The sequence below is a fragment of the Burkholderia sp. Bp9099 genome, assembly GCF_003857805.1.
Classification (GTDB): Bacteria; Pseudomonadota; Gammaproteobacteria; order Burkholderiales; family Burkholderiaceae; genus Burkholderia.
In genome coordinates, this window is sequence record NZ_QTPU01000039.1 from 26493 (window position 1) to 51181 (window position 24689).

Here is a 24689-nt window from a genome sequence, read left to right on the forward strand (position 1 = left end):
GTTTTGGGAATGAAGTCGTGAGTTAATATCAATAGCGGCCGGACTTGTGGCCATCGACAATGTGTCTCATGGATCGTGCCTCGCGAGGCGGGGGCGCGCCGCCCGGCCGGGTTTCCGGCGGCGGCGCCGCGCGATGCGCCGTGCGGCGCACCGGGCCTGCCGAGCTGCGCATCCGCTTGCACAGGGCGCGCGAACGCGCTCCAATCGAATCACGCGGGCGGCGTCGCCGCCGCACCGATCAATCTGTCCCTGAAGAGGAAGTGATGCAATTCAACGACATTCTTGCTGCGCTCGACATCGATCTCGCCCAGTGGAAAGGCAATGCGCTGACCGCGCGTTCGCCGCTCGACGGCGCGACGCTCGCGACGCTGGCGGTCGACTCGCCCGCCGACGCCGAGCGCAAGATCGACGCCGCGCACGACGCATTCCTCAAGTGGCGCACGGTGCCGGCGCCGGTGCGCGGCGAACTCGTGCGCGTGTTCGGCAACGTGCTGCGCGAGCACAAGGCCGAGCTCGGCCGCCTCGTCACGCTCGAGGCCGGCAAGATCACGTCGGAGGGCCTTGGCGAAGTGCAGGAAATGATCGACATCTGCGATTTCGCGGTCGGCCTGTCGCGCCAGCTTTACGGCCTGACGATCGCGTCCGAGCGCCCGGGCCACCGGATGATGGAAACGTGGCACCCGATCGGCGTGTGCGGCGTGATCTCGGCGTTCAACTTCCCGGTCGCGGTGTGGGCGTGGAATGCCGCGCTGGCGTTCGTGTGCGGCGATTCGGTCGTGTGGAAGCCGTCCGAGAAGACGCCACTCACGGCAATCGCGTGCCACGTGCTGCTCCAGAAGGCGATCCGCGAATTCGACAAGACGCATCCGGGTGTCGCGCCGGCGGAGCTGAGCCAGCTGGTGCTCGGCATGCGCGATGTCGGCGAGGTGCTGACGGCGTCGAAGAAGGTGCCGGTCGTCAGCGCGACGGGCAGCGTGCGGATGGGCCAGGAAGTCGCGAAGGTGCTGAGCCAGCGTCTCGCGCGCGGCATCCTCGAACTCGGCGGCAACAACGGGATGATCGTCGCGCCGAGCGCGGACCTGGATCTCGTCGTGCGTGCAGTGACGTTCGCGGCGGTCGGCACGGCCGGCCAGCGCTGCACGACGCTGCGCCGCCTGATCGTGCATCGCAGCCTGGTCGAGCAATTGCTGCCGCGCATCGAGAAGGCCTACGCGTCGGTGAAGGTCGGCAACCCGCTTGAAGAAGGCACGCTGGTCGGCCCGCTGGTCGATCGCGCGTCGTTCGATGCGATGCAGAAGGCGCTGGGCGACGCACGCGAGCAGGGCGGCGAGGTGAAGGGCGGCGAGCGCGTCGACGTCGGTCACGCGGATGCGTACTACGTGCGCCCGGCCATCGTACGGATGCCGAAGCAATCGGCCGTGGTCGAGCGCGAGACGTTCGCGCCGATCCTGTACGTGATGGTCTACGACAACTTCGACGATGCGATCGAACTGCACAACGCGGTGCCGCAAGGCCTGTCGTCGGCGATCTTCACGAACGACATGCGCGAGGCCGAGCAGTTCATGTCGGCAGCGGGCAGCGACTGCGGGATCGTCAACGTGAACATCGGCACGAGCGGCGCGGAGATCGGTGGTGCGTTCGGCGGCGAGAAGGAAACGGGCGGCGGCCGCGAGTCGGGTTCGGATGCGTGGAAGGCGTATATGCGCCGGGCGACGAACACGATCAACTACAGCCGTCAGTTGCCGCTGGCGCAGGGTGTGAAGTTCGACGTCTGACGGAGCGCGTCCGGGAGGGCGCCGCGACGGTCGAATCGATCGAATGACAAGGGCCGGTTGCCGCGAAAGCGGTAACCGGCCCTTGTCGCTTGCGGCGATGCGTGCGCGGCGATGCCCGATCGGCGCATGCCCGCTCGATCGCTTACTCGTGCGGGGCGGAAGCGTCGCTTGCCGGCATGTTCTGCACGACCAGCATCTGCGGCGTCGACAGCGTGATCTGCGCCGCCCGCAACTGCTTGAGGATCTCGAACAGCAGGTCGCTCTTCGTCGAGCTTGCGATCCGCGGGCTCGCCACGTAGCCCGTGACGCTCAGCGTGATCCCGTCCGGCGCGAGCTGGCTGAACGTGACCGACGGCGCCGGCTTGTCGAGAATCGCCGGGTGCTCGCGATACGCGTCGAGCAGCAGGTCGCGCACCTGCTCGGGGTCGGTGTTCAGCGGGAACGTGAGTATCAGCGTCGCGACGCCCTGCGTGCTGTTGCCCATCGTCACGTTGCGCACGTTCTGCGAGATCAGCTGCGAGTTCGGCACGATGACGGTCGAGCGGTCGCTGAGCTGGATCTCGGTCGCGCGCACGTTGATGCGGCGGATGTCGCCTTCGACGCCCGCGATGCTGACCATGTCGCCCACCTTCACCGGCCGCTCGGTCAGCAGGATCAGCCCCGACACGAAGTTCTTCACGATCTCCTGCAGGCCGAAACCGATACCGACCGACAGCGCGCTGACGATCCACGCGAGGTTGCTCCACCTGACGCCGAGCAGCCCCAGCGTCATCAGCACGAGCAGCACGTAGCCGACGTTGGTGAACAGCGTGATCAGCGACACGCGCATCCCCGCGTCCATGCCGAGCGCCGGCATGAACTCGCCGTCGAGCCAGCGGCGCACCGAGCGCAGCAGGTAGAAGCCGATCGCGAACCCGATCACCGCGTTGAGGATCCGGTCGGGCATGATGTTCAGGCTCTGCAGCCGCTGGCCGCCGATCATCGCGACCGCGCTGTCGAGCAGGTCGCTCGGCGTCGTGCCGAAGCCGCCCGTCAGCAGCGCGATCGCCGCGATCAGCATCAGCAGGCTCGTGCCGAGGCCGGACACGACGGTGTGGGCCTGGTCGAGATGCCGGTCGTCGAGCGCGAACAGGTGCTTGATCTGCTTGCCGGTCGACAGGTTCGCGGAGAACAGGCTTTCGCTCGCGTCGCGCGTCAGCTGCGTCAGGATGTAGACGCTGCACACCACGATCTCGAACCAGACGAGCTCGTACGTGATGAAGCGCGCGACCGTGATGTAGCCGATCAGCAGCGCGACCAGCGACACGACGATCGCCAGCGTGACGCCGGCGTGAATCAGCCCGGCGAGCGTCGAGCGTTGCTCGGGCGCCTCGCCGGATGCTGCCAGCGCGGTGCGGACGCGATTCGCGCGCAGGATCGACGCGCCGACGGTCAGCGCGACGACGAGCGAGACGATGCCGCGGCCGAACAGCGTGACGGACAGGCTGGTATCGACGATCCGGTTGATCGACTCGAGCGTGCCGGACATCAGCAGCAGCGCGGCCAGCACGCCGGGGAACGGCTTCATCGCGAGCGCGACGGGATCGGCGAGCGCCGGCAGCCGCCATGACGGATGCTTCGTGCAGAGCAGCGCGCGGCCGAGGCCGGCGATCAGCGCGCAGGTCACGGCGAGCTTCGCGAACTGGTCCCACAGATCGGTCATCGAAGACGTGAGTTCGGAGTGGCGGGCGAGCGCGAGATAGAGGATCTGTACGGCGACCGCGGTCGCGAGCAGCGTCGAGAACGCCGTCGCCAGCGCCAGCGCGCTGCGGCGCAGCCGGGTGGGCGGCAGGCGGTTCAGGCAGAACCATGCGAGCCCGCGTTCGACGACGCGGCGGCCGCCGAGCCAGGCAGCGAGCGCGGCGATCAGCAGCAGCGTGGTGATGGCGCGCTGGCCGGGTGTCCAGGACGAGCGCAGCATGTCGCGCAGTTCGTCGTTGAAGTCCTCGAGCCGCTGGACGTCGTCCGGCGACAGGTGGAACAGCGGCAGCCAGAACTGCGCGCCGAAGATGCTGCCCGAACGGAACGCGAGCTGGTTCTTCAGCAGGCTGCGGTGCAGCTTCGCGAACTGGTCGTTCAGGTTCGCGAGGTTGGTCTTCTGGTCGGCGGCCTGTTTCAGCGCCGCGTCGATCTGCGCCTTGCGCGCGTTCAGCGTCTCCCGCTGCTGTTCGACGGCAGGCGTTTCGGGCGATGCGCCCGGCGCCGGCGGCGGGCCGAGGACGTCGAGCTGCGCCTGGACTTGCGTGCGCTGTGGCGCGAGCTGGCCCTGCAGCTTGTCGACGTCGGCGCTCAGTTCCTGGGTCGCGTCGCCGAGCTCGTCGAGCTCCTTGCTGTTGGTCGCGTTCGATGTCTGCTGCTTGATGCGGTCCTGTTGCACCTGCATCTGCTTGAGCCGCGCAACCGCGTCGTTCAGCGAAATGGTCGGCACGGGGACGCCGACGCCGCTCGCGCCCGGTGCGGACGCAGCCGTCGGAAACGCCGACGCGGTCGCGATCGCCGCGAACTGCAGCAGTGCGAACAGCGCGATCCGGCGTGCGTACGTGGAGAGTCGTTGTATGAACATGGAATGCTTACGTTTTGCCGACAATGTCGGGTGCCGAAAGGCGCCCGGAAGCCGGGAGTTGGCCCGGTAGCATGTTACCGGGGCGTGGCGGCGGCGGCGCTGCCGATTGCGCACGTTGCCTGTCGTGTCTCGCGGTGCCGGCGCGGGCGCGCGACGGCCCGGCAGCCTCTTGCAGACGGGGCCGTGCCGGTTTCGGATGCGCGCGAGTGGCAGACGATCGCGATGCCTTCGAACCTTACGGATTCGACAGACGGTTACGCAAGTTACACATGGTCCGGCGCGAAAGTGGGGTGTCGGAACCGGTTCGCCACGCGACGCGGCGCGCGCGGCGTGCCGGTACAATGCGACGAATCGCCCGACGGCGGCCGGGCCGATCGGCCGCCGGACAACAACACACGACACGATCAGGAGACACGACCCAGATGGTCTCAACGGACAGCTTTCCCCAGGCAGCCACCTCGTCCTCTTCCATCGACGCCGGCTCGATTTCAGCCCGCCTCGACCGCCTGCCGCCGACCCGCAGCGTCTGGAAGCTCGTCGTGCTGCTGAGCCTCGGCTTCTTCTTCGAACTCTACGATCTGCTGTACAGCGGCTACGTTGCGCCGGGCCTCGTGAAAAGCGGGATCCTGTCCGCGACGACGCACGGCCTGTTCGGCACCACGGGCGTTGCGAGCTTCATCGCCGCGCTGTTCTCCGGCCTCTTCATCGGCACGATCGCATGCGGCTTCCTCGCGGACCGCTTCGGCCGCCGCGCGATCTTCACGTGGTCGCTGCTGTGGTACACGGCGCCAACGTCGTGATGGCGTTCCAGGACACGGCAGGCGGGCTGAACTTCTGGCGTTTCGTCGTCGGCCTAGGGCTCGGCGTCGAGATGGTGACGATCGGCACGTACATCTCCGAACTCGTGCCGAAGCAGATCCGCGGCCGCGCGTTCGCGTGCGAGCAGGCGGTCGGCTTCGTCGCGGTGCCGGTGGTCGCGTTCCTCGCGTACCTGCTCGTGCCGCACGCACCGTTCGGCCTCGACGGCTGGCGCTGGGTCGTGCTGATCGGCGCGCACGGCGCGCTGTTCGTGTGGTGGATTCGCCGCGCGCTGCCGGAGAGCCCGCGCTGGCTCGCGCAGCAGGGCCGCGTCGACGAAGCCGACCGCATCATGCGCGCGCTCGAGGCGAAGGTCGAAGCCGAATACGGCCGGCCGCTTCCGCCGCCCGCACCGGCCGAGCCGGTGCCGCCGCGCGGCAGCTTCCGCGACATGTGGGTGCCGCCGTATCGCAGCCGCACGATCATGATGACGATCTTCAACGTGTTCCAGACGGTCGGCTTCTACGGCTTCGCGAACTGGGTGCCGACGCTGCTGATCAAGCAGGGCATCACGATCACGTCGAGTCTCATGTATTCGAGCGTGATCGCGCTCGCGGCGCCGCTCGGCCCACTGATCGGCCTCGTGATCGCCGACCGCTTCGAGCGCAAGTCGGTGATCGTCGCGATGGCGGCGGCGATCGTCGTCTGCGGGCTGCTGTTCAGCCAGACGACGGTGGGCGCGTTCCTGATCGTGCTCGGCATCGGCCTCACGCTCGCGAGCAACATCATGTCGTACAGCTTCCACGCGTATCAGGCCGAGCTGTTCCCGACGTCGATCCGCGCGCGCGCGGTGGGCTTCGTCTACTCGTGGAGCCGCTTCTCGGCGATCTTCTCGTCGTTCGTGATCGCGGCCGTGCTGAAGGGTTTCGGCACGTTCGGCGTGTTCGCGTTCATCGCCGGCGCGATGGTGATCGTGATGGCCGCGATCGGGTTCATGGGGCCGCGCACCAAGGGCATCGCGCTCGAAACCATTTCGAAGTAGACGGGGGTTGCGCGCTCGCGTGTCGTATGCCGCATGCGAGTGAATTTCCGGGCGTTTCGGTTTTGTCTTGCCGGACACGCCCGGCGAAGCAACCTGCCGTGCAGCGGCGCATCAAGCGGCAATGAGTTGAAACAAAGTGTGACGAAGCGCAAAACCGCGGCGAAACCGGGGAAGCGGCCCTGCCGATTCGTGTCCGCGCGGGTAGAATGAAAGACCTGACGACTCATTAGCCGCCATTGGACCGAACGCGTTGTACTGCGAACGACTCCACCGCGAAGAGGCGTCGGCGCCGGGCACATGCGTGCGGCCGGCGTGTCGATGGCTCGCGCGGGAGATGCGCCGTTCGCAACGTGCGGCGGCCGGTTCGGCCGATGGTTTCGATCGCATGATGCTCTCCGACCTGACGCGGCGGTTGTACAAGCCGCGTTGCCGTACTCTCGCGGTCGCCACCCATGTGTGGCTCGCGGCCGTTCTCCCGATCTCCGTGCTTGTCGCGCGGCCCGCCTTTGCCGCGTCCGACGTGCCGTCGGCAACTGCTACGTCATCCTCATCAACGGCTTCGGCCGCGCATTCGGCTTCGCCGGCGCATGTGTCGTCGGGCGTCGCGTCGTCATCCACGGCTTCGGCCGCGCATCCGGCTTCGCCGGCGCATGTGTCTTCCGGAGTCGCTCCGTCATCCGCGGCATCCGCCGCGCATCATGCGTCGCCCGCCAGCGGGGCATCCGCCGCATCGGCAGCATCGGAGGCATCGCCTGCATCGGCAGCATCCGGCACGCCGGCAAGCGAAGCCGAAGCACCCGCACCGACGCCGCCGCGCCGGCACCCGCCGCTGTCGGCCGACGAAGCGAAGAGCGCAACCGCGCGTGCGATCGACATGCGCAAGCGCTTCACGCAGGAAGTCACGCGACGCCTGAACGTGCCCGCGAGCGAGCAGCGCGCGTATGGCGTCCGCCTTCAGCAGGCGCTCGCCGATGCGGACCTCGGCGACCTGGCCGGCGAATACGTCGCGATCGTCGACCGCGCCCCGAACGTGCAGGCGCTGTTCATCTACTTCCGCGCGACGCCGACCAATGCGTGGCTGATGATCGGCGCGTCGCCGGTCGGCACCGGCTGGCCCGGCAAATACGATCACTTCCTGACGCCGCTCGGCGTGTTCCACCACTCGCCCGACAACATGGATTTCCGCGCGGAAGGCACGACGAACGACAACGGTATTCGCGGCTACGGCAAGCGCGACATGCGCATCTACGACTTCGGCTGGGTGGACGGCGAGCGCGGCTGGGGCAAGGGCGGCAAGTCGCCGATGCGCTTCCAGATGCACGCGACCGATCCCGATCGCCTCGAGCCGCTGCTCGGCATCCGGCACTCGAAAGGCTGCGTGCGGATTCCTGCTTCGCTGAACGCGTTCATCGACCAGCACGGCATCCTCGACGACGACTACGAGGCGCGCATCGAGGACGGCAAGTCGTTGTGGGTGCTGCGCCGCGATCGCGACGTCACGCCGATCGCCGGGCGCTACCTGGTCGTGATCGACAGCGCGCGCAAGACGCGTCCGGCATGGTCGCCGGCGCCGGGACGCAGCGCATGGTCGAAGCTGCCGAAGAGCGGCGACACGGCGGACTGACGACAGCCGGTCCGCCGGCGCGACGAAGGCCGCGCGGCGTGGGCGCCGGAGTTCGACGCACCGGCCGCGATGCTCGCGGCGGCCTGAGCGCGTTGCCGGCCGCGTTCGCCGGCCGGCGCGTCAACCCGCCGGCGCGTCGTTCAGGTGGCGACGCAGGTCGCCCGCGAAATCGAACAGCGTGTAGTCGCGGAACGCGAAACGCCATGCGCCGTCGACGCGCTCGAACGCGTCGTGATAGCGGCCCGCTGCGATCGGCTGCAGCGCGAGGCCGTCGACGGCCTGCAGCACCGTGTAGTACGAGCGAGCCGTCGCGCGATGTGCGGCTTCGTCGATCTCGATGAGCGGATTCGTGATTACATGCTTCGTGCGCGGCGTGCCGCACGCGTAGCGCTTCACGCGCGCGTCGAACAGCGCGAGCAATTCATCGGCGCCGATCGTCGGCGCCGCTTCCTCGACCTTGATCCGCGCATGCCGGAACAGCGTCGCCATCCCCGGCAGGTCACCGGCGTCGAGCAGCTCCGCGTAGCGGTACAGCAGGTTCGCGATTTGGACAGCGCTGTGGGTCATGCGGCCTCCGGCATCGATGGACGGGTTGCGTCGATGATGCGCGGTGCGGGCCGGGATCGCTTCGTCCGGGTGGACGAAGCGTCTTAGTCGTGCCGCGCTCAGCGGAAAATCTTCAGCCAGTCGAACAGGCCCGGATGCGGACGCCGCCTCGGTGCCGGCGCCGGCGCGCTGCGCGGCCGGAAGTCGGGCGAGAACTGCACATGCGGGTCGATCGCACGCGCACGCAGCGCCGCATCGTAGAACGAGCCGACGATCGGCAGCGCGCTGTGCGCGCCCGCGCCCCAGTAGTCGCTGCGCAGCGTCACGTTGCCGTCGTCGAAGCCGACCCACGCGCCGGCCACCAGTTGCGGATGCATCAGGATGAACCAGCCGTCCGTGTTGTCCTGCGTCGTGCCGGTCTTGCCCGCGACGTCGATGCGAATCCCGTAGCGCGAGCGGATGTCGGCACCGGTCCCGTAATCGACGACGCCGCGCATCACGTCGACCAGCGTCTGTGCCGCGGCCACCGGCATCGCGCGTTCGGGCGGCGCGCTGCCGAACGCGGCGAGCACCTTGCCGTCGCGATCCTCGATGCGCGTGATCATCTGCGGCGCGACGTACACGCCGCGGTTCGCGATCGTCCCGTACGCGGACACCATTTCCTTCAGCGTGACGGGGCTCGTACCGAGCGCGAGCGACGGCACCGCGTCGAGCGGGCTTTCGCGCACGCCCATCGCACGGGCGAGCTGTGCGACCCTGGCCGCGCCTTCGCGCTGCATCACCTGCGCGGTGATGCGATTGCGCGACAGGGCGAGCGCGTCGCGCAGCGTCATCGGCGCGTCCGTCGGCGGTTCGGCATCGGTCGGGCGCCACACCGCGTGCGCGCCGATCGGGATCGCCACCGGGCGATCGACGAACGTATCGTCCGGCCGCATGCCGTCCGCGAACGCGGCGCCATAGACGAACGGCTTGAATGTCGAGCCCGGCTGGCGCCGCGCCTGCACGACGTGATCGAACGGCTCGCTGCCGAAATCGGGGCTGCCGACCCACGCGCGAATCGCGCCGTTGCGCGGATCGAGCGCGACGAAGCCGGCCTGTACCTGCGTCTTGCGCTCGCATAACGCGCGCACGAACGCGCGATTCGCGCCGAGCTGCTTCAGCGCCGCCGCGTCGGCGAGCCCGGCGGCGCGCGCGTCGCGATAGTCGGGCGTCTGCCGGATGAAGCCGCGGAACAGGTCGTTGCGCAGCCCGCAGCCGGACGGGTTGTGCCACGCGTCATCGGCGATCGCCTGCAGGCGATCGGTTTGCTGCGTCAGCGCTCGCGTCGCCATCTCCTGCAATTGCGCATCGAGCGTCGTGCGCACGACGAGGCCGTCCGAGTAGAGGTCGTAGTTGTTGCGGTCGGCCCAGGCGATCAGCCACTTGCGCAGCTGCACCGCGAAGTGCGGGGCGGGGCCGGGTTGCGCGGTTTGCGGCTCGAAGTCGACGCGCAGCGGGCGGCGCTGCAGTTGCGCGAGCTGCCGCGGCGACAGCATGCCCATCGCGGCCATCCGCGCGAGCACGATGTTGCGGCGCTGGACCGCGCGCTCCGGATTCAGCACCGGGTTGTAGTAGCTGTTGCCCTTCAGCATCCCGACGAGCGTCGCGCTTTCGACGATGTCGAGCTGGTCCGCCGATTTGCCGAAATAGGTGCGCGCAGCCATTTCGACGCCGTACGCGTTGTACAGGAACGGCACGGTGTTCAGGTAAGTCTCGAGAATCTCGTCCTTGCTGTACACCGCCTCGATCTTGAACGCGGTGATCAGCTCCTTCACCTTGCGCGTGAGCGTCGGCGCGCGGCCGACTTCGTCCGGATACAGGTTGCGGGCGAGCTGCTGCGTGATCGTCGAGCCGCCCTGGCGGCTGCCCGAGAATGTATGCAGCCCCGCCGCGAGCGTGCGGCGCCAGTCGATGCCGTGATGCGCGTAGAAACGATGGTCCTCGGTCGCGATCAGTGCGTCGACCATGTGCGGCGAGATCTGCTTGAGCGGCACCCATTCGCGGTTCACGGGCCGGAACTCGGCGATCAGCTGGCCGTCGGCCGACAGCACGCGCGCGGGACGGTCGATGCGCGCCTTACGGATGTCGCCGATGCTCGGCGTGAACGGCACGAACGCGAGCAGGACCAGCAGGCCGAGCACGGGGATCGCGGCGAGCGTCAGCGCGACGCCGCGGCGCGTCGGATGGCGCAGGCGGTGCCACGCCCCGACGCCGAGCGCGCGGGCGCCGGTACGGCAGCGAAGCCACAGATCTCGAAGATACGGCACGAAGCGATTCACGGCGGCAGGAGCGCGAGCGGAAAAGGCGCGATCCTAGCAAACCGCGCAGCGTCACCTGTGGCCAAAACGCCGGTTTTCCTGCAGGCGTTACAGACGATTACGTTTGTTGCCCGCGGACAACTTTTGGTCGCATGCGTCGCCGCGATTCCTCCGACGAATCGACGCCGGCCGCTTCGCCGACCACGTCCGCGAGCCGCTGCGCGGCCGCTTCCATCCGTGCGCGATCGAACCCGCCGAAGCCGAGCACGAGGCCTGGACGCGCGGTGCCCGGCGCGAACATCGGCGACACCGCGCGCACCGCCACGCCCGCCTGCGCGGCGCGCGCCACCACGTCGAGATCGTCGATCCCCTCCGCGAGCCACAGCACGACGTGCATCCCCTGATCGCCCGGCTGCACCCAGGCGCGCTCGCGCGGCAGCCGCGCGCCGAGCGTGTCGATCAGCAGCGCGCGCTGTTCCGCGTAGACGCCGCGCACGCGGCGGATGTGGCGGTCGAGATGGCCTTCCGCGATGAAGGCGGCGAGCACGTGCTGATCGGCGGTCGGCGCGTGGCGATCCATCAGCACGCGCGCGCCGCAGAACGCGGGCACGAGCTCGGCGGGCGCGACCACGTAGCCGAGCCGCAGCGACGGGAACAGGATCTTGCTGAACGTGCCGAGATAGATCACGTGTTCCGGATCCAGGCCTTGCAGCGACGGGAACGGATAGCCTTCGTAGCGCAGCTCGCTGTCGTAGTCGTCCTCGACCACCCATGCGCGATGCGCGCGCGCCCAGCCGAGTAGCGCGTTGCGGCGTGCCATGCTCATCGGCATCCCGAGCGGATACTGGTGCGACGGCGTGACGAACGCCGCGCGCGCGTCCGGCGCGAGACGGATGCCGGCCTCGACCTCGATGCCGTCCGCGTCGACCGGCACGCGGACCATCGCGTCGCGCCGCCCGGTGCTCTCGAGCAGCGCGGTGATGCCGCGATAGGCGGGATTCTCGACCCACGCGCGATCGTTCGGGCCGAGCAGGATCTGGCTCGCGAGGTGCAGCCCCTGTTGCGTGCCGCTCGTGATGACGACCTGCTCGGCGCTGCAGCGCACCGAGCGCGAGCGGCGCACGTAATCGGCGATCGCTTCGCGCAGCGGCAGCGCGCCTTGCGGATCCGCATAACCGGACGGCGCGCCGGCGCCGCGGGCGCGCAGGCGGTTGCCGAGCCGGCGCCAGATGTCGTCGGGCGCGGTGAGCCCGACCGGCACCGAGATCGCGAACGGCACGGCCGGCAGCGGGCGGAATTCGCGGGCGATCCGCGCAAACGTCGCGGCCGGTTCGGGCAGGCCGGCGTGGGTGGCACGCTCGCGGGCGCCGGGCCGTGCGCCAGCCGGCGGCGACGGCTCGGCCAGCGCGTTCGCGACCCGCGTGCCGGCGCCGCCGCGCGACTCCAGGAAGCCTTCGGCGACGAGTTGCGCATACGCGTCGACGACGGTGCCGCGCGCGACCTGCAGCGATGCCGCGAGCAGCCGCGTGGACGGCAGCGTGTCGCCGGGCCGCACGTCGCCGCGGCGCACTGCGTCCCGCAACGCCTGCGCGAGCTGGCGGCTCAGGTCGCCGGCCGCGCGGTCGAGCGCGCCGAGCGACGGGATTTCGACGATCCGGGCGGTCCTGGCCATGATTCTGGTCTGCTGAAAATGTTCCAAACCGGCTCTACAGCATAAACCAGTTAGCGATCACAATCGGGGCATGACGGGCCGGTTCCGACCCGTTCCCTCCCAACCCTGTCCGACCGTGGAGCCGCCATGTATGTCCCCGCCGATTTCGCCGAATCCCGTCCCGACGTGCTGCGCGAACTGATGGTCCAGCATCCGTTCGGCACCCTGGTCACGCGCGGGAACAGCGGGCTCGACGCGAACCACCTTCCGTTCGAACTGCTGCCGGGCGATGGCGGCCTCGGCGAACTGCATGCGCACGTCGCGCGCGCGAATCCGGTCTGGCAGGACGTCGCGGATGGCGACGAGGTGCTCGTGATCTTCCGCGCCGGCGACGCGTACATCTCGCCGAACTGGTACCCGAGCAAGCACGTCGCGCATCGGCAGGTGCCGACGTGGAACTACGTGGTCGTGCATGCGCACGGCCGCATCACCGTGCGCGACGACGAGAAGTTCGTGCGCGGCGTGGTCGCGCGGCTGACGCGCACGCACGAGGCGTCGCAGCCGGCGCCGTGGAAGATGGCCGACGCGCCGAAGGACTATCTCGACACGATGCTGCAGTCGATCGTCGGGCTGCAGATCGAGATCACGCGGCTCGTCGGCAAGCGCAAGCTCGGGCAGAACAAGGCGGTCGACGACATTCGCGGCGCGGGCGACGCGCTGATCGCGGACGGGAATCTCGCGATCGGGGAGGCGATGCTGGCGGAAGCCGACGCGAAGCGCAGGTGAGTCACGGTGAATCGCACGGGGGTGCATGTGGCACCCCCGCCGGCGCACGCTACTGCGTACGCGTCGCGCCCTTCGCCACTTCCCCCGCCTGCGCCAGCGCCCCCCGAATCGCCGCTTCCGTCTTGTCATACCCGCCCTCGCCATACCGCGTATAGACGACCTTGCCGTTCGCGTCGATCAGGTACAGCGCGGGCCAGTACTGGTTGCCGTACGCGCGCCACGTGTCGTAACGGTTGTCCTGCGCGACCGGATACTGGATGCCGAAGCGCTTGACCGCATCGGCGACGTTCTTCGCATCGCGTTCGAACGGATACTCGGGCGTATGGACGCCGACCACGACGAGCCCCTGGTCGCGATACTTCCGGTACCAGTCGTTCACGTACGGAATCGTATGAATGCAGTTGATGCACGAGTACGTCCAGAAATCGACCAGCACGACCTTGCCGCGCAGCTGGTCGAGCTTGAGCGGCGCGCTGTTGTGCCAGCGCTCGATGCCGGTGAAGTCGGGCGCCGGCGTGCCGGCCAGCGAGGCGGGCATGCCCGCGTCGTCGCGGGTGCCGGCGAACGCGGCGAGCCCGGCCGTGGCGGCGAGGGCGATCACGAGGGCGGCGGTCTTGAGTCTGGTCGGCATGGCGGTTCTCCGGTTCGGCCGGCCGCCGCGCGGGGGCGGCGGCCGGACAGGTTTCGACAGCCCTCATTGGGCCGCGCCGACGTATCTGCGATGTGTCCGGCAAGCCGCGCGTGTGCAATGTTGTGTGTCGTCACGGCGGCGCGATACATTGGGATACAAACGGGTGCCCGCGGTGGGGTATAAAAGCGGACATCGCCAGCCGGAACATCACGCCAACGACACCGCCCATGGACAAGATCGACCACGTACTGATCGTCGACGACGATCGCGCGATCCGCGAACTGATCGCGGACTACCTGGAGAAGAACGGCATGCGCGTGTCGCTCGCCGCGAACGGCCGCGAGATGCGCAACGCGCTCGACGACGGCGCGCCCGACCTGATCGTGCTCGACCTGATGATGCCCGGCGAGGACGGCCTCACGCTGTGCCGCGATCTGCGCGCGGGCAAGTTCCGGACGGTGCCGGTACTGATGCTGACCGCACGAGGCGAGGAAACCGACCGCATCATCGGTCTGGAGATGGGCGCCGACGACTATCTCGCAAAGCCGTTCGCGGTACGCGAGCTGCTCGCGCGGATCCGCTCGGTGCTGCGCCGCGCGCGCATGCTGCCGCCCGGCATGCAGGTGACGGAGTCGGCCGCGATGCTCGCGTTCGGCGAATGGCGGCTCGACACGACGGGGCGTCACCTGCTCGACGCCGAAGGCACGCTGGTCGCGTTGAGCGGCGCCGAATACCGGCTGTTGCGCGTGTTCCTCGACAATCCGCAGCGCGTGCTGACGCGCGACCAGTTGCTCAACCTCACGCAGGGCCGGCAGTCCGATCCGTTCGACCGGTCGATCGACCTGCTCGTGAGCCGGCTGCGCCAGCGCCTGCGCGACGGCGCGCGCGAGCCGCGCTACATCAAGACGCTGCGCAACGAGGGCTACGTGTTCTCGTCGGCGGTGACCGCGGTCGAAGGCGACGCATGAGCGCGCGCACCCCGTGGCACTGGCCGCGCTCGCTGTTCGCGCGACTCGCGCTGATCCTGTGCGTGGGCCTCGCGCTCGCGCAGACGCTGTCGTTCTGGCTCACCGTCACCGAGCGCGACCAGGCGACCACCAACCTGATGATGGGCTACATCGAACGCGAGGTCGCGAGTTCGGTCGCGCTGCTCGATCACCTGCCGCCCGACCAGCGTGCCGCGTGGCTGCCGCGTCTCGCGCGGCGCAGCTACGCGTTCATCCTCGGGCCCGGCGAGACGGGCACGCCGCCGGAGGCGCGGCTCTCGGCGCGCGTCGAGCGCTCGATCTCGGACGGCATCGGCGGCGACTATCCGCTGACGGCGAACGCGATCCCCGGCGATCGCGAACATCTGCAGGTGCATCTGCGCCTGACCGACGGCTCGCCGCTGACGATCGACATCCACCCGATGTCGACGGTGCCGCTGTCGAGCTGGCTGCCCGTCGTGCTCGCGCTGCAGCTCGCGGTGCTGGCCGGGTGCTGCTGGCTCGCGGTGCGGCTCGCGGCGCGGCCGCTGAAGCAGCTCGCGCAGGCGGCCGACGCGCTCGGCCCCGACCTGAAAGGCGAACGCCTGAACGAGGACGGGCCGTCCGAAGTCGCGCGTGCCGCGCGGGCGTTCAACGCGATGCAGGACCGCATCGCGCAATACATGGCCGAGCGCATGCAGATCCTCGCGTCGATCTCGCACGACCTGCAGACGCCGATCACGCGGATGCGGCTGCGCGTCGACGTGATGGACGACGACGCGCAGGGCGCGAAGCTGCGCCAGGACCTGCTCGAGATGGAGCATCTGGTGAAGGAAGGCGTCGCGTATGCGCGCACGCTGCACGGCACGGAAGAGGCCGCGCGCCGGATCGATCTCGATGCGCTGCTCGACAGCATCGTGTGCGACTACACGGATGCGGGGCAGGACGTCGCGCTGCATGGCGGCGGCCCGCTCGCGCTCGTCACGCGGCCGAAGGCGCTGCGCCGGATCGTCGGCAACCTCGTCGACAACGCGCTGAAGTTCGCGGGCGCGGCCGAGATCGACGTGCAGGCGGCGCCGGGCGGCGGCGCGGTCATTGCGGTGCTCGACCGCGGGCCGGGCATTCCGGACGATCAGCTCGATGCGGTGTTCGAACCGTTCCGGCGCGTGGAGACGTCGCGCAATCGCGAGACGGGCGGCACGGGGCTCGGCCTCGCGATCGCGCGGCAGCTTGCGCTCGCGATGGGCGGCACGCTCACGTTGCGCAACCGGCCGGACGGCGGTGGACTCGAAGCGCGGTTGACGCTGGTGAACGCGACCTGACGGGGCGCCCCGAGATGCGGCGTCGAGCGCGTCGCGGGCTTCGGGGTGGAAGCGGGCTGCGTCACACGCGCTGCAGATGCGCGTCGACGAGCGGCGCGAGCGTTTCGGCATGCACGGCCGCGAGATCGTGCCGGCCGCCCGGCACCACGTGCAGCCGTGCATCGGGCAGCCGTTCGAGCAGGCGTTTGCCTGCCGCGACCGGGCTGATCGGATCGTCGTCGCCCCACAGCAGCAGCGTCGGCTGCGCGATGCGGCCGATGCCCTGCGACAGGTCGGCGCGCAACGTCAGGAACCAGTCGGGCAATTGCGGGTTCGCTTGCGCGAAGCCGGCGCGCCAGTCCTGCGCGCCGAGCCCCTGCATGTCGAGGCCGCCCGACGTGACCGTCAGCACCAGGTGCGTGACGAGCGGCGCACGTTCGAGTGCCGCGCGCATCGCGATCACGCCGCCCATCGATTGCGCGATCACGGCGGTCGGCCGGTCGATCGCGCTCAGCACATGGCGCACGAGACCGTCGAAGTCGTCGACGGCCGGATCGCGCGGCGTGTCGCCGAAACCCGGATAGCCGACGATCCGACGCTCGGCCGGATGCGCGAGGCGGCTCGCGAGCGGTTGCCAGAAGGTGGTGCTGCCCGATGCGCCGGGCAGGAACAGCAGTTGTGACGGAACGGGCATGACGGATTGGTGTTCTGGTGAACGAAGCGGGTGAATGGAAGGCGGCGATGCGTCAGCACCGGCCGGTGCGCAGCGCGACGCTCCAGTCGTCGCGGCCGCGCGATGCCGCGGTGGCGGCGGCCGTATGCCAGTCGTATTCGACCGCATGGAATTCGGCGTGCCAGCCGGCCGGCGTGCGCGACACCATCGCGTAGCGCGCATGCGGCGAACCCGTTTCGATCCGGTGCGGGTGCGGTAGATCGTCCGCGTACGCTTGCAGCCCGACACTGCCGGGGTTGACGATCAGCCGGCCGTCGTCGAGTTTCGCGAGGCGCGGCACATGCGTATGGCCGCACAGAATCAGCGAGGCCGTCTCGTCGCCCGCGCGCTGCGCGATTTCATCGGGCGTCGCCGCACGGCAGCCGTCGGGCGTGACCGTTTCGAGGAAGTAGACGAGGTCGCTGGCGGGCGTGCCGTGCACCATCAGTACATCGTCGCCGAGCGTCAGGCGCTCGGGCAGCGCGGCGATCCATGCGCGATGGTCGTCGCGCAGCGTGTCGTGCGCCCAGCGGTCGGACAGCCGCATCGTGTCGCGATCGCCGGTCAGCAGTTGCCGTTCGTGATTGCCCTTGATGGTCGGCAGGTCGAGCGCGATCAGGCGGTCGGCCGTTGCGGCAGGATGGAGCGCGCCCGACACGATGTCGCCGAGGTTGACGATCACGTCGGCGCCGCGGCGGCGCGCGTCGTCGAGCACCGCGTCGAGCGCGGCGAGGTTGCCGTGGATGTCGGACAGCGCGGCGATTTTCATGGCGAAGGAGTCGAGGCGGGGAACGGCGATTGTCGCGAATTCGCCGCGGGTCGTCCATTCGCGTCGACGGCGTGCGGATCGGCGCGTCGCGTCGGCCCGTCAGTCGGTCGCGAGGCGCGCGTACAGCGCGAAATCGCCCGGCGCGCCGCGCACCATCCGGTATGCGCGCAGCAATCCTTCGTGCCGGTAGCCGCATTTCTGCAGCACGCGCGCGGAGCCGGCATTGCTGGTCAGCACGACGCCCTGGATCCGCATGAAGCCGCTTTGGCGAACGCCCATGCGGTGACGCTCGCGCACAGCGCGCTCGCGATGCCGCGCCCCCAGTGCGACGGCGCGAGGTCGTACGCGATCTCGGCCGAGCGGTGCGCGGTGGATACCGTATGCAGCCCGATGGTTCCGGCGAGCGCGCCCGACGCGTCGTCGACGATCGCGAGGCGGCGGATCGAATCCGGATGAGCCGATTCGATGCCGTCGAACAGCGGCAGCAGATCGTCGCGCGCATGCAGGTTCCAGCTCGTGTGGCGGACGACGTCGGGATTCGACAGGTATGCGTACCACGTGTCGAGATCCGCGCGGTCGAGTTGGCGCAGCGACAGGCCGGGGAAACCGGAGCGGGGCGGGACGTCGATTCTCATCGCGAGCCCGTTGAGAACGTTGCGGGTAATGCGACCCGCGCGAACGGCGCGCCTGAAGCGCTCGAAGCGCCCGAAGCACCGCGCATGCCGATGCTCCTACGCAGCATGCCGCCGATACAGCGCGAGCGATCCCGCCAGCGCGAGCAGCATCGCGCCGCACGCGCGTTCGAGCCACAGCGCGCCCGAGCGCCTCAGCAGCCGCATAGCGCGCGCGCCGAGCAGCGCGTAGCCGAACATCACGGCGCCGTCGAGCAGCGCGAACGTGACCGCGAGCGCAACGTATTGCGGTGCCAGCGGGGCGGCCGGATCGAGGAACTGCGGCAGGAACGCGGAGAAGAACAGATAGCCCTTCGGATTCGTCACCGCGGTCAGGAAGCTCTTCGCGAAGATCGACGCGTTGCGTTCGTACGCCGCGCCGCCATGCGCGACGGCGACGTCGAGCGAGCCCTTCGACGTGAGCAGCCGGATGCCGACGTACGCGAGATAGGCGGCGCCGAGCCATTTCACCACCGAGAACCAGAACGCCGACGCCATCAGCAGCGCGCCGAGGCCGAGCGCGACCGCGACGATCAGCACGAAGTCGGACAGCATCGCGCCGGCGAAGCCGTAGGCCGCGCGGCGCACGCCGTAGCGCGAGCCGTTGGTCAGTGCGAGCAGCACGGTCGGGCCGGGCGTCGCGATCCCGACGAACGCGACGGCGGCGAAGATCAGCAGGGTCGATTGATGCATGCCGAAGACTCCCGGTGGAAGGCGGGTGCCCGATTATCGGGCGCGCGGCCTCGCGCTGTACAGGGACGTCCGCCGCGCGGCTGATTATCTCGATTTTGGCAAGAAGCTGTTTTCATTATTGCGCTATCGATAGGAACCGGTTCCAACTACCATGGCGGCCGCGGCGGGCATGCTGGCCGCGACGTCGCGCGCGCGTTTCGCATGCGCGCGTTCCCGTGTGCGGACGCTGCCGGCCTCGCCATGCCGGCGGATCTCGCCGACCGCACGCGCTACTCGCATAGAACAACGGGCTCACCGCCCGGAGACGCTAAAAAATCATGAACAAGCAACTGATCGCAGCACCGCTGCTGCTCTCGCTCGCGGGCATCGCCTCCGCGCAAAGCTCCGTCACGCTGTACGGCATCGTCGATGCGGGCGTGACCTATCGCAGCAACGAACGGGTCGGCTCGCCGGGCGCCTATACGGGGCACTCGGACGTCGCCCTGACCACCGGCAACCTGTCCGGCAGCCGCTGGGGCATCAAGGGCGCCGAGGATCTCGGCGGCGGGATGCGCGTGCTGTTCGTGCTCGAGAACGGCTTCGACATCACCAACGGCACGTCGGGCCAGGGCGGCCGCCAGTTCGGCCGGCAGGCGTTCGTCGGTGTCGGCAGCGATCGCTACGGTACCGTCACGCTCGGCCGCCAGTACACGTCGCTCGACGACTTCGTGAGCCCGGTCGGCCCGTCGTCGTTCATCGGCGGCTTCGGCGCGCATCCGGGCGACATCGACGACCTCGACCAGACCGCGCGCGTCGACAGCTCGATCAAGTACACGAGCGCGAACTACGCGGGCTTCACGTTCGGCGCGCTGTACGGCTTCGGCAGCCAGCCGGGCAGCATGAAGCAGCGCAACACGTGGAGCGTCGGCGCGGCGTACGCGGCAGGGCCGCTGCGCGTGGGCGTCGGCTACGAGCGTTCGGACAACAGCAAGACGGGCGCGACCGACCCGACCGCCGGCAAGTGGCGAAGCACCGACGACGGCCTGTTCAACTCGTCGATCAACGAAGGCTATGCGAGCGCGCAGTCGCAGCAGATCATCGCGACCGGCGCGACGTACGACTTCGGCCCGGCCGTGGTCGGGGTGAACTACAGCAACGTGCAGTACCGCAGCGGGGCCCAGTCGCTGTTCAACGGTCATGCGATGTTCAACGTCGCGGGCGTGTTCACGCGCTGGAACGTGCAGCCGCAGACGCAACTGTTCGCGGGCTACAGCTACACGCGCGGCAGCGACGTCGACGGCATCGACAACCGTGCGCAGTATCACAACGTCACGCTCGGTGCGGTCTACGACCTGTCGAAGCGCACCAGCGTGTACCTGCTCGGTGCGTACCAGCATGCGTCGGGCACGACGCTCGACGTGCTCGGCCGGCCGGTGGCGGCGACCGCGTCGGTGTCGGACAAGGCGAACGGCCACTCGTCCGACTCGCGGTCGCAGGCGATCGTCAGCCTCGGGCTGCGTCAGAAGTTCTGATGGCATGCGCATGACCGGGGGCTCGCGTTCGATGCGGGCCGCCGGTTGCGTGGATGCATCTGTTCCACCGGCAGCGCGTGATCGACGTCGTCGATGCGCTGGCCAAGTACCTCGACGGCCGGGACGGCCCGACGCTCGACAGCGCGAGCTGACCGTAACCGGCCGCCACCCGCCGGCGTGCGGCCGTGCTCATTCACCGCTGCCCACTTCCCTTCGCCGCACGCGCGGTACATCCCGGTCCTCATCCGCATCTTCATCGGCAACGGCATTCCGCCGCACACTGCCTTATTTCATATATTCACGATTTACCCGGCAATGCTGCGTGCGCCGGATAATATTTTTTCTCTTTCATTTCTATTTCGATTTGTAATAATCGAATCGATTTCATGGCAATGAAAATCAATGCGCGCATGTCAGAAAAAATGACGTGCGAGCATTAGGAAATTCGGAACAAAGTGCCGGTAATGACGGATCGCAACGGCGTTGGTTGACGGGTTTCACGGTGGTGACCCCGGCATGCCCCATCGCTGGTCAATTCGCGTCGTGCGATAAGGGAACGTAATGAATCGTTTGCACGGTAATTGAACCGGTTCTTGAAAAAATCACCGATATTTCATACGCGGCGAATTAGAGTGTCGAACAACGATCGTCCGGGAGCATCATTCATGTTATCGAAACAAATTCGCGCGGCATTGCTTGGATTGTGCATGGCAATGCTGGCGCCGGTCAGTCACGCACAAGCGCAATACACGACGGACTGGCTCGCGAACACGTTCGGCACGCTCGCCGCGCACGTCGGCAACGGCGCGCGCTCGCTGTGGGTCGCCCCCGAGGGCGTGATTTATACGGCTTCGCGCTGGGACGAGAACGCGGGCGGCGTCGCGATCTACCAGAACGGGCAGACGCTCGGCACGATCGGCATCCATGACGAATTCCAGGGCGGCGCGATCACCGGCAATGCGAACGCGCTGTTCGTCGCGCTCGGCTACAACCGCACGTTCGGCAGCGGCTCGGTCGGCCGTTACAACCGCAGCACGAACCAGCGCGACCTGCGCATTCCGGTCAGCACGTGGACGGGCATCCAGTACGCGGACGTGATCACGGGCCTCGCGACGGCCGGCAACCTGCTGTACGCGAGCGACTTCTACGGCAATCGCGTGCGCGTCTACACGACGGACGGCGTGTGGCAGCGCGACATCGGCGTATCGGGGCCCGGCGCGCTGGCGCTCGACGCGGCCGGCAACCTGTGGGTCGCGCGCAAGAGCGCGGGCGTCGTCGCGCAGTTCAGCCCGACGGGCACGGCGATGAGCACGATCCAGATGGCGGCCCGTGCGCGGCCGGCATCGCTGTATTTCGATGCGCCGCGCGGGCAGTTGCTGGTGGGCGACGAAGGCCCCGACATGAACATCAAGATCTACGCGCTCGTGGGCCAGCCCGTGCAGCTCGGCACGTTTGGCGTGCAGGGCGGCTATCTCGACACGACGTCTGGCATCAAGGGGCAGGTCGGCGACAAGCGCTTCACGCGCGTCGCAGGCATCGGCAAGGACGCGGCCGGCAACCTGTACGTGCTGAACAACGCGTGGGGCGGCGGCTGGGATCTCGGGCGCAACGGCAGCACCGACCTGCATTCGTACAACCCGACGGGCGCGCTGCAATGGAAGCTGCAGGCGCTGAACTTCGAGGGTGCCGCCGCGCCCGATCCGGCGACCGACGGCGCGTTCTTCTACAGCGGCAACAACGTGTACACCGGCACCGCGGGCGGCACGTTCGTCGCGAACACGATCGATCCGTTCAGCTATCCGAAGGACCCGCGCCTCGACATGAACGACTACCAGCGCGGCCAGCATTTCGGCCAGCTGGCGCTGGTAAAGGGCACCCGAATGCTCGTCGCGACCGGGCAGAACCCGGGCAACTACAACCTCTATCACTTCAACGGCGCGAGCGGCTACATCGCGATTCCGGACGGCTCGATTCCCGGCAAGCCGTTCAACACGACGCTGCAGGTAACGGCAGGTTTCTCGCTCGACGACAACGGCGACGTGTGGGCCGGGCTCGATCGCACCAACAACATCTCGCACTATCCGATGACGGGTTTCGACGCGGCCGGGAAGCCGACATGGGGCAAGCCGGTGCAGATTCCGATTCCGCGCACCGTGCTGCCGCTCACGCGGATCATCTACCAGGCCGACAGCGACACGATGATCCTCGCGCAGGGCATCTCGGGCAGCTGGGACTGGACCGCGATGAACGGGCACATCGAGGTCTATCGCGGCTGGATGGCCGGCAACACGAGCACGCCGAACGTGGCGATCAACCTGACGAGCGCGAATCCGAAATCGATGGCGGCGGCCGGCCACTATCTGTTCGTCGGCTACGTGCACACGGTGCCGAACGTCGACGTGTTCGACCTGAACACCGGCAGCCTCGTCACCACGCTGACGAACTCGAACACGTCGGCGATGGACGTCGGCAACGACGTCGACTCGATGTACGGCATCCGTGCGTACCTGCGCTCGACCGGCGAATACGTGATCACGAAGGACAACTACAACGGGTCGAGCCTCGTCGTGTATCGCTGGCGTCCGTGATGGTGCAAGCCGCGCCGCCCGCGCCGGCCAGGTCTCATGGCGCGCCGAGCACGCGGCCGTTCACCTCGCGTCCGTACATCGAGTCGGGCGTGTCGTGGAATTTCGCGCGGGTGTCCTGCACCGAGCCGGTGAAGCGCGGGTCCTGCGGGCGTTCGTGGCTGTCCATGAAGGTCGCGACGTCCCACGCTTCCTGATCGGTCAGCGTGCCGCCGAGCCCGAGCGGCATGTTGGCCTTCACGAAGCCGGCCGCGTTGCGGATGTCGCCCATCCCCGCGCCCCAGTTGAACGAGCGTGCGCCCCAGAGCGCCGGAAAGACCGGCTTGCCGCCGCTCGATTGTCCCTGGCCGTCCGCGCCGTGACACAGCGCGCAGTGCTGCGTGTAGACGGCGGCGCCGCGCGCGTAGTCGGCTTTTTGTGCGGGCGGCGGCAGTTTCGGGAAACCCTGGCCGGGCAGTTTCGTGCCGACTGGCGCGCCCTTCGCGAGCCAGTACGAATAGGTTTCGAGCGCAACGAGAATCGGATCGCCGGCCGGCGGCGCCTTGCCGTTCATGCTGTATCTGAAGCAACCCTGCAGGCGTTCGGCGAACGTGTTCACGTGGCCGTTCTTGATGCGGTAGGCCGGGTACAGCAGGTAGGCGGCCCACATTGGGCTCGAATCGGGCCGGCGGCCCGCGTCGAGGTGGCAGCTCGCGCAGGTCAGCTTGTTGCCGACGTACTTGCCCGCGAGCTCGGGTGTGTGCAGGAAGATCTGCTCGCCGAGCTTCACGGTCTTGCCGAAGTCGTCGGCGGGTATCGCGGATTCGGGCGGCGGCGTGAACGGCTTCGCCGTCGTCGTCGTCGCGGGAACGGTGGCTGTGGCGGAGGCGGAAGCGGCGGAGGCGGAAGCGGAAGCGGAAGCGGCGGCCGGGGCGTCCTGCGGCGCGGCCGCGCACGCGAGCGCGGGCAGCCAGGCCGTACCGAGCAGCGCGGCACGCGCGCCGCGGACCACCACCGAGCGGTCGATCATCGTTGTTCTCCGTTCGCGGCGCCGCCGCGCGCATAGTAGGCGGCCACCGCGTCGATATCGGCGTCGGACAGCTTGCCGGCAATCATCGGCATCAGCGCCATCGGGCCGGGCGCGCGCGTGCCGCGCTTCCAGCCGTTCAGCTGGCCCGCGATGTACGCGGCCGGCTGGCCGGCGAGCGGCGGAAACGCGGTGCCTACGCCGAGGCCGCCCGCGCCGTGGCATTGCGCACAGGCGGGCAGGCCCTGCGACCAGCGTCCGCGCGTCGCGAGCCACGCGCCGGTGTTCGCCGGGTCGATCGACGCGGCGTCGGAAGCGGCAATGGCGGGCGGCGCGGGCAGGCTCGCGAAGTACGCGGAGACCGCGTCGCGATCGCGCGGCGACAGCAGTTTCGCGAGCGGCTGCATGACCGGATTCTGGCGGCTGCCGTCGGCGAACGCGGCGAGTTGAGCCGAAAGATAGGCGGCATGTGTGCCGGCGAGCCGCGGAAAGCCGGCGGCCGCGTTGCCTTCGCCCTGGGCACCGTGGCAGCCGATGCATGCAGCCACGCCCGTCGTCGTGCCCCGGGTGGCGATGGTCTTGCCGAGCGCGACGTCGTCCGCGCGCGCGTTGCCGGCCAGGAGCGCTGCCGCGGCGAGCAGCAGCGGCGCGAACCGGCGTCGCGGTGTGTCGACCGAATCGTTCACGGGTCCCCTCCTCATTGTCTGTCTTGTGGCGTGCGCAA

18 protein-coding genes and 2 pseudogenes are annotated in these 24689 nt (G+C 68.7%); 9 read left to right on the forward strand and 11 right to left on the reverse strand.

The features are described 5' to 3' along the window. Positions 1-263 precede the first annotated feature (263 nt). Positions 264-1775 (forward strand): aldehyde dehydrogenase family protein, encoded by a 1512-nt coding sequence (locus DIE17_RS32380; RefSeq protein WP_044848776.1) that lies wholly within the window; start codon positions 264-266, stop codon positions 1773-1775. A 142-nt stretch (positions 1776-1917) separates the two neighbouring features. Here DIE17_RS32380 and DIE17_RS32385 read toward each other — a convergent pair whose 3' ends face one another. Beyond that, a complete protein-coding gene (locus DIE17_RS32385; RefSeq protein ID WP_124921655.1) occupies positions 1918-4377 on the reverse strand; it encodes a DUF3772 domain-containing protein in 2460 nt (819 codons plus the stop codon). Positions 4378-4799: 422 nt separating this feature from the next. On the opposite strand from DIE17_RS32385, the pseudogene DIE17_RS32390 reads away from it, so the two are divergent. Both DIE17_RS32390 and DIE17_RS32395 read left to right on the forward strand, forming a co-directional pair. Next, positions 4800-6217 (forward strand): annotated as a pseudogene (locus tag DIE17_RS32390) (MFS transporter). A gap of 334 nt (positions 6218-6551) precedes the next feature. Then, entirely contained in the window at positions 6552-7841 is a 1290-nt protein-coding gene (locus DIE17_RS32395) for a hypothetical protein (protein WP_185735413.1), read from the forward strand. 120 nt (positions 7842-7961) lie between these two features. On the opposite strand, the gene DIE17_RS32400 is transcribed toward DIE17_RS32395, so the two are convergent. The 3 genes from DIE17_RS32400 to DIE17_RS32410 form a co-directional block, all read right to left on the reverse strand. After that, positions 7962-8408 carry a nuclear transport factor 2 family protein gene (locus DIE17_RS32400; protein ID WP_124667888.1) on the reverse strand — a complete coding sequence of 149 codons (447 nt, stop codon included), beginning with the start codon at positions 8406-8408 and terminating at the stop codon, positions 7962-7964. Positions 8409-8506: 98 nt separating this feature from the next. Beyond that, positions 8507-10705: a penicillin-binding protein 1A gene (locus tag DIE17_RS32405; protein ID WP_124921656.1), complete on the reverse strand. Its 2199-nt coding sequence runs from the start codon at positions 10703-10705 to the stop codon at positions 8507-8509. A gap of 97 nt (positions 10706-10802) precedes the next feature. Next, positions 10803-12356 (reverse strand): PLP-dependent aminotransferase family protein, encoded by a 1554-nt coding sequence (locus DIE17_RS32410; protein WP_124921657.1) that lies wholly within the window; start codon positions 12354-12356, stop codon positions 10803-10805. 126 nt (positions 12357-12482) lie between these two features. On the opposite strand from DIE17_RS32410, the gene DIE17_RS32415 reads away from it, so the two are divergent. After that, positions 12483-13121, forward strand: coding sequence for an FMN-binding negative transcriptional regulator (locus DIE17_RS32415; RefSeq protein ID WP_124529959.1), 639 nt, complete (start codon positions 12483-12485; stop codon positions 13119-13121). Between the two features lie 49 nt (positions 13122-13170). Here DIE17_RS32415 and DIE17_RS32420 read toward each other — a convergent pair whose 3' ends face one another. Beyond that, positions 13171-13752: a thioredoxin family protein gene (locus DIE17_RS32420; protein ID WP_124488678.1), complete on the reverse strand. Its 582-nt coding sequence runs from the start codon at positions 13750-13752 to the stop codon at positions 13171-13173. 227 nt (positions 13753-13979) lie between these two features. On the opposite strand from DIE17_RS32420, the gene DIE17_RS32430 reads away from it, so the two are divergent. After that, positions 13980-14720: a response regulator gene (locus tag DIE17_RS32430; RefSeq protein ID WP_044847429.1), complete on the forward strand. Its 741-nt coding sequence runs from the start codon at positions 13980-13982 to the stop codon at positions 14718-14720. Further along, positions 14717-16039 carry an ATP-binding protein gene (locus DIE17_RS32435; RefSeq protein WP_124921658.1) on the forward strand — a complete coding sequence of 441 codons (1323 nt, stop codon included), beginning with the start codon at positions 14717-14719 and terminating at the stop codon, positions 16037-16039. The genes DIE17_RS32430 and DIE17_RS32435 overlap by 4 nt, the downstream gene beginning before the upstream one ends. Before the next feature lie 61 nt (positions 16040-16100). Here DIE17_RS32435 and DIE17_RS32440 read toward each other — a convergent pair whose 3' ends face one another. From DIE17_RS32440 to DIE17_RS32455, 4 genes and pseudogenes are all read right to left on the reverse strand, one after another. Further along, on the reverse strand, positions 16101-16712 hold the full coding sequence (locus tag DIE17_RS32440; protein WP_124921659.1) for an alpha/beta fold hydrolase: 612 nt from the start codon (positions 16710-16712) through the stop codon (positions 16101-16103). Between the two features lie 52 nt (positions 16713-16764). Then, the gene (locus DIE17_RS32445) at positions 16765-17499 is read right to left on the reverse strand and encodes a metallophosphoesterase (protein ID WP_124921660.1); all 735 of its coding nucleotides are present in this window, start codon (positions 17497-17499) and stop codon (positions 16765-16767) included. Positions 17500-17598: 99 nt separating this feature from the next. Beyond that, positions 17599-18134: pseudogene (locus DIE17_RS32450) on the reverse strand (GNAT family N-acetyltransferase). 96 nt (positions 18135-18230) lie between these two features. Then, the gene (locus tag DIE17_RS32455) at positions 18231-18863 is read right to left on the reverse strand and encodes a LysE family translocator (protein ID WP_124921661.1); all 633 of its coding nucleotides are present in this window, start codon (positions 18861-18863) and stop codon (positions 18231-18233) included. Between DIE17_RS32455 and DIE17_RS38140 the strand changes: the two genes are divergently transcribed. The 3 genes from DIE17_RS38140 to DIE17_RS32470 all read left to right on the forward strand — a co-directional run bounded on the left by DIE17_RS38140 (position 18862) and on the right by DIE17_RS32470 (position 22962). Then, positions 18862-18996, forward strand: a complete 135-nt coding sequence (locus DIE17_RS38140) for a hypothetical protein (RefSeq protein ID WP_260439282.1) — start codon at positions 18862-18864, stop codon at positions 18994-18996. The two genes, DIE17_RS32455 and DIE17_RS38140, sit on opposite strands and share 2 nt — an antisense overlap. A 184-nt stretch (positions 18997-19180) precedes the next feature. Beyond that, positions 19181-20374: a porin gene (locus DIE17_RS32460; protein WP_124921662.1), complete on the forward strand. Its 1194-nt coding sequence runs from the start codon at positions 19181-19183 to the stop codon at positions 20372-20374. Between the two features lie 665 nt (positions 20375-21039). After that, positions 21040-22962, forward strand: a complete 1923-nt coding sequence (locus tag DIE17_RS32470; protein WP_124523294.1) for an SMP-30/gluconolactonase/LRE family protein — start codon at positions 21040-21042, stop codon at positions 22960-22962. A 34-nt stretch (positions 22963-22996) separates the two neighbouring features. Here the strand turns inward: DIE17_RS32470 and DIE17_RS32475 are convergent, their stop codons facing one another. Together DIE17_RS32475 and DIE17_RS32480 are read right to left on the reverse strand one after the other, a co-directional pair. After that, positions 22997-23968 carry a c-type cytochrome gene (locus tag DIE17_RS32475; RefSeq protein WP_124921663.1) on the reverse strand — a complete coding sequence of 324 codons (972 nt, stop codon included), beginning with the start codon at positions 23966-23968 and terminating at the stop codon, positions 22997-22999. Continuing rightward, positions 23965-24651: a c-type cytochrome gene (locus DIE17_RS32480; RefSeq protein WP_044847421.1), complete on the reverse strand. Its 687-nt coding sequence runs from the start codon at positions 24649-24651 to the stop codon at positions 23965-23967. Before DIE17_RS32480 ends, DIE17_RS32475 begins: the two co-directional genes overlap by 4 nt. Positions 24652-24689 lie beyond the last annotated feature (38 nt).

What these genes read in the sequence shown, in the direction of transcription:
- DIE17_RS32410 (WP_124921657.1), bottom strand. Translation starts at nt 12,356, where the DNA reads ATGGCCAGGACCGCCCGGATCGTCGAAATCCCGTCGCTCGGCGCGCTC.
- DIE17_RS32445 (WP_124921660.1), bottom strand. Translation starts at nt 17,499, where the DNA reads ATGAAAATCGCCGCGCTGTCCGACATCCACGGCAACCTCGCCGCGCTC.
- DIE17_RS32385 (WP_124921655.1), bottom strand. Translation starts at nt 4,377, where the DNA reads ATGTTCATACAACGACTCTCCACGTACGCACGCCGGATCGCGCTGTTC.
- DIE17_RS38140 (WP_260439282.1), top strand. Translation starts at nt 18,862, where the DNA reads ATGCCGAAGACTCCCGGTGGAAGGCGGGTGCCCGATTATCGGGCGCGC.
- DIE17_RS32440 (WP_124921659.1), bottom strand. Translation starts at nt 16,712, where the DNA reads ATGCCCGTTCCGTCACAACTGCTGTTCCTGCCCGGCGCATCGGGCAGC.
- DIE17_RS32380 (WP_044848776.1), top strand. Translation starts at nt 264, where the DNA reads ATGCAATTCAACGACATTCTTGCTGCGCTCGACATCGATCTCGCCCAG.
- DIE17_RS32435 (WP_124921658.1), top strand. Translation starts at nt 14,717, where the DNA reads ATGAGCGCGCGCACCCCGTGGCACTGGCCGCGCTCGCTGTTCGCGCGA.
- DIE17_RS32395 (WP_185735413.1), top strand. Translation starts at nt 6,552, where the DNA reads ATGCGCCGTTCGCAACGTGCGGCGGCCGGTTCGGCCGATGGTTTCGAT.
- DIE17_RS32455 (WP_124921661.1), bottom strand. Translation starts at nt 18,863, where the DNA reads ATGCATCAATCGACCCTGCTGATCTTCGCCGCCGTCGCGTTCGTCGGG.
- DIE17_RS32400 (WP_124667888.1), bottom strand. Translation starts at nt 8,408, where the DNA reads ATGACCCACAGCGCTGTCCAAATCGCGAACCTGCTGTACCGCTACGCG.
- DIE17_RS32475 (WP_124921663.1), bottom strand. Translation starts at nt 23,968, where the DNA reads ATGATCGACCGCTCGGTGGTGGTCCGCGGCGCGCGTGCCGCGCTGCTC.
- DIE17_RS32470 (WP_124523294.1), top strand. Translation starts at nt 21,040, where the DNA reads ATGTTATCGAAACAAATTCGCGCGGCATTGCTTGGATTGTGCATGGCA.
- DIE17_RS32420 (WP_124488678.1), bottom strand. Translation starts at nt 13,752, where the DNA reads ATGCCGACCAGACTCAAGACCGCCGCCCTCGTGATCGCCCTCGCCGCC.
- DIE17_RS32430 (WP_044847429.1), top strand. Translation starts at nt 13,980, where the DNA reads ATGGACAAGATCGACCACGTACTGATCGTCGACGACGATCGCGCGATC.
- DIE17_RS32460 (WP_124921662.1), top strand. Translation starts at nt 19,181, where the DNA reads ATGAACAAGCAACTGATCGCAGCACCGCTGCTGCTCTCGCTCGCGGGC.
- DIE17_RS32415 (WP_124529959.1), top strand. Translation starts at nt 12,483, where the DNA reads ATGTATGTCCCCGCCGATTTCGCCGAATCCCGTCCCGACGTGCTGCGC.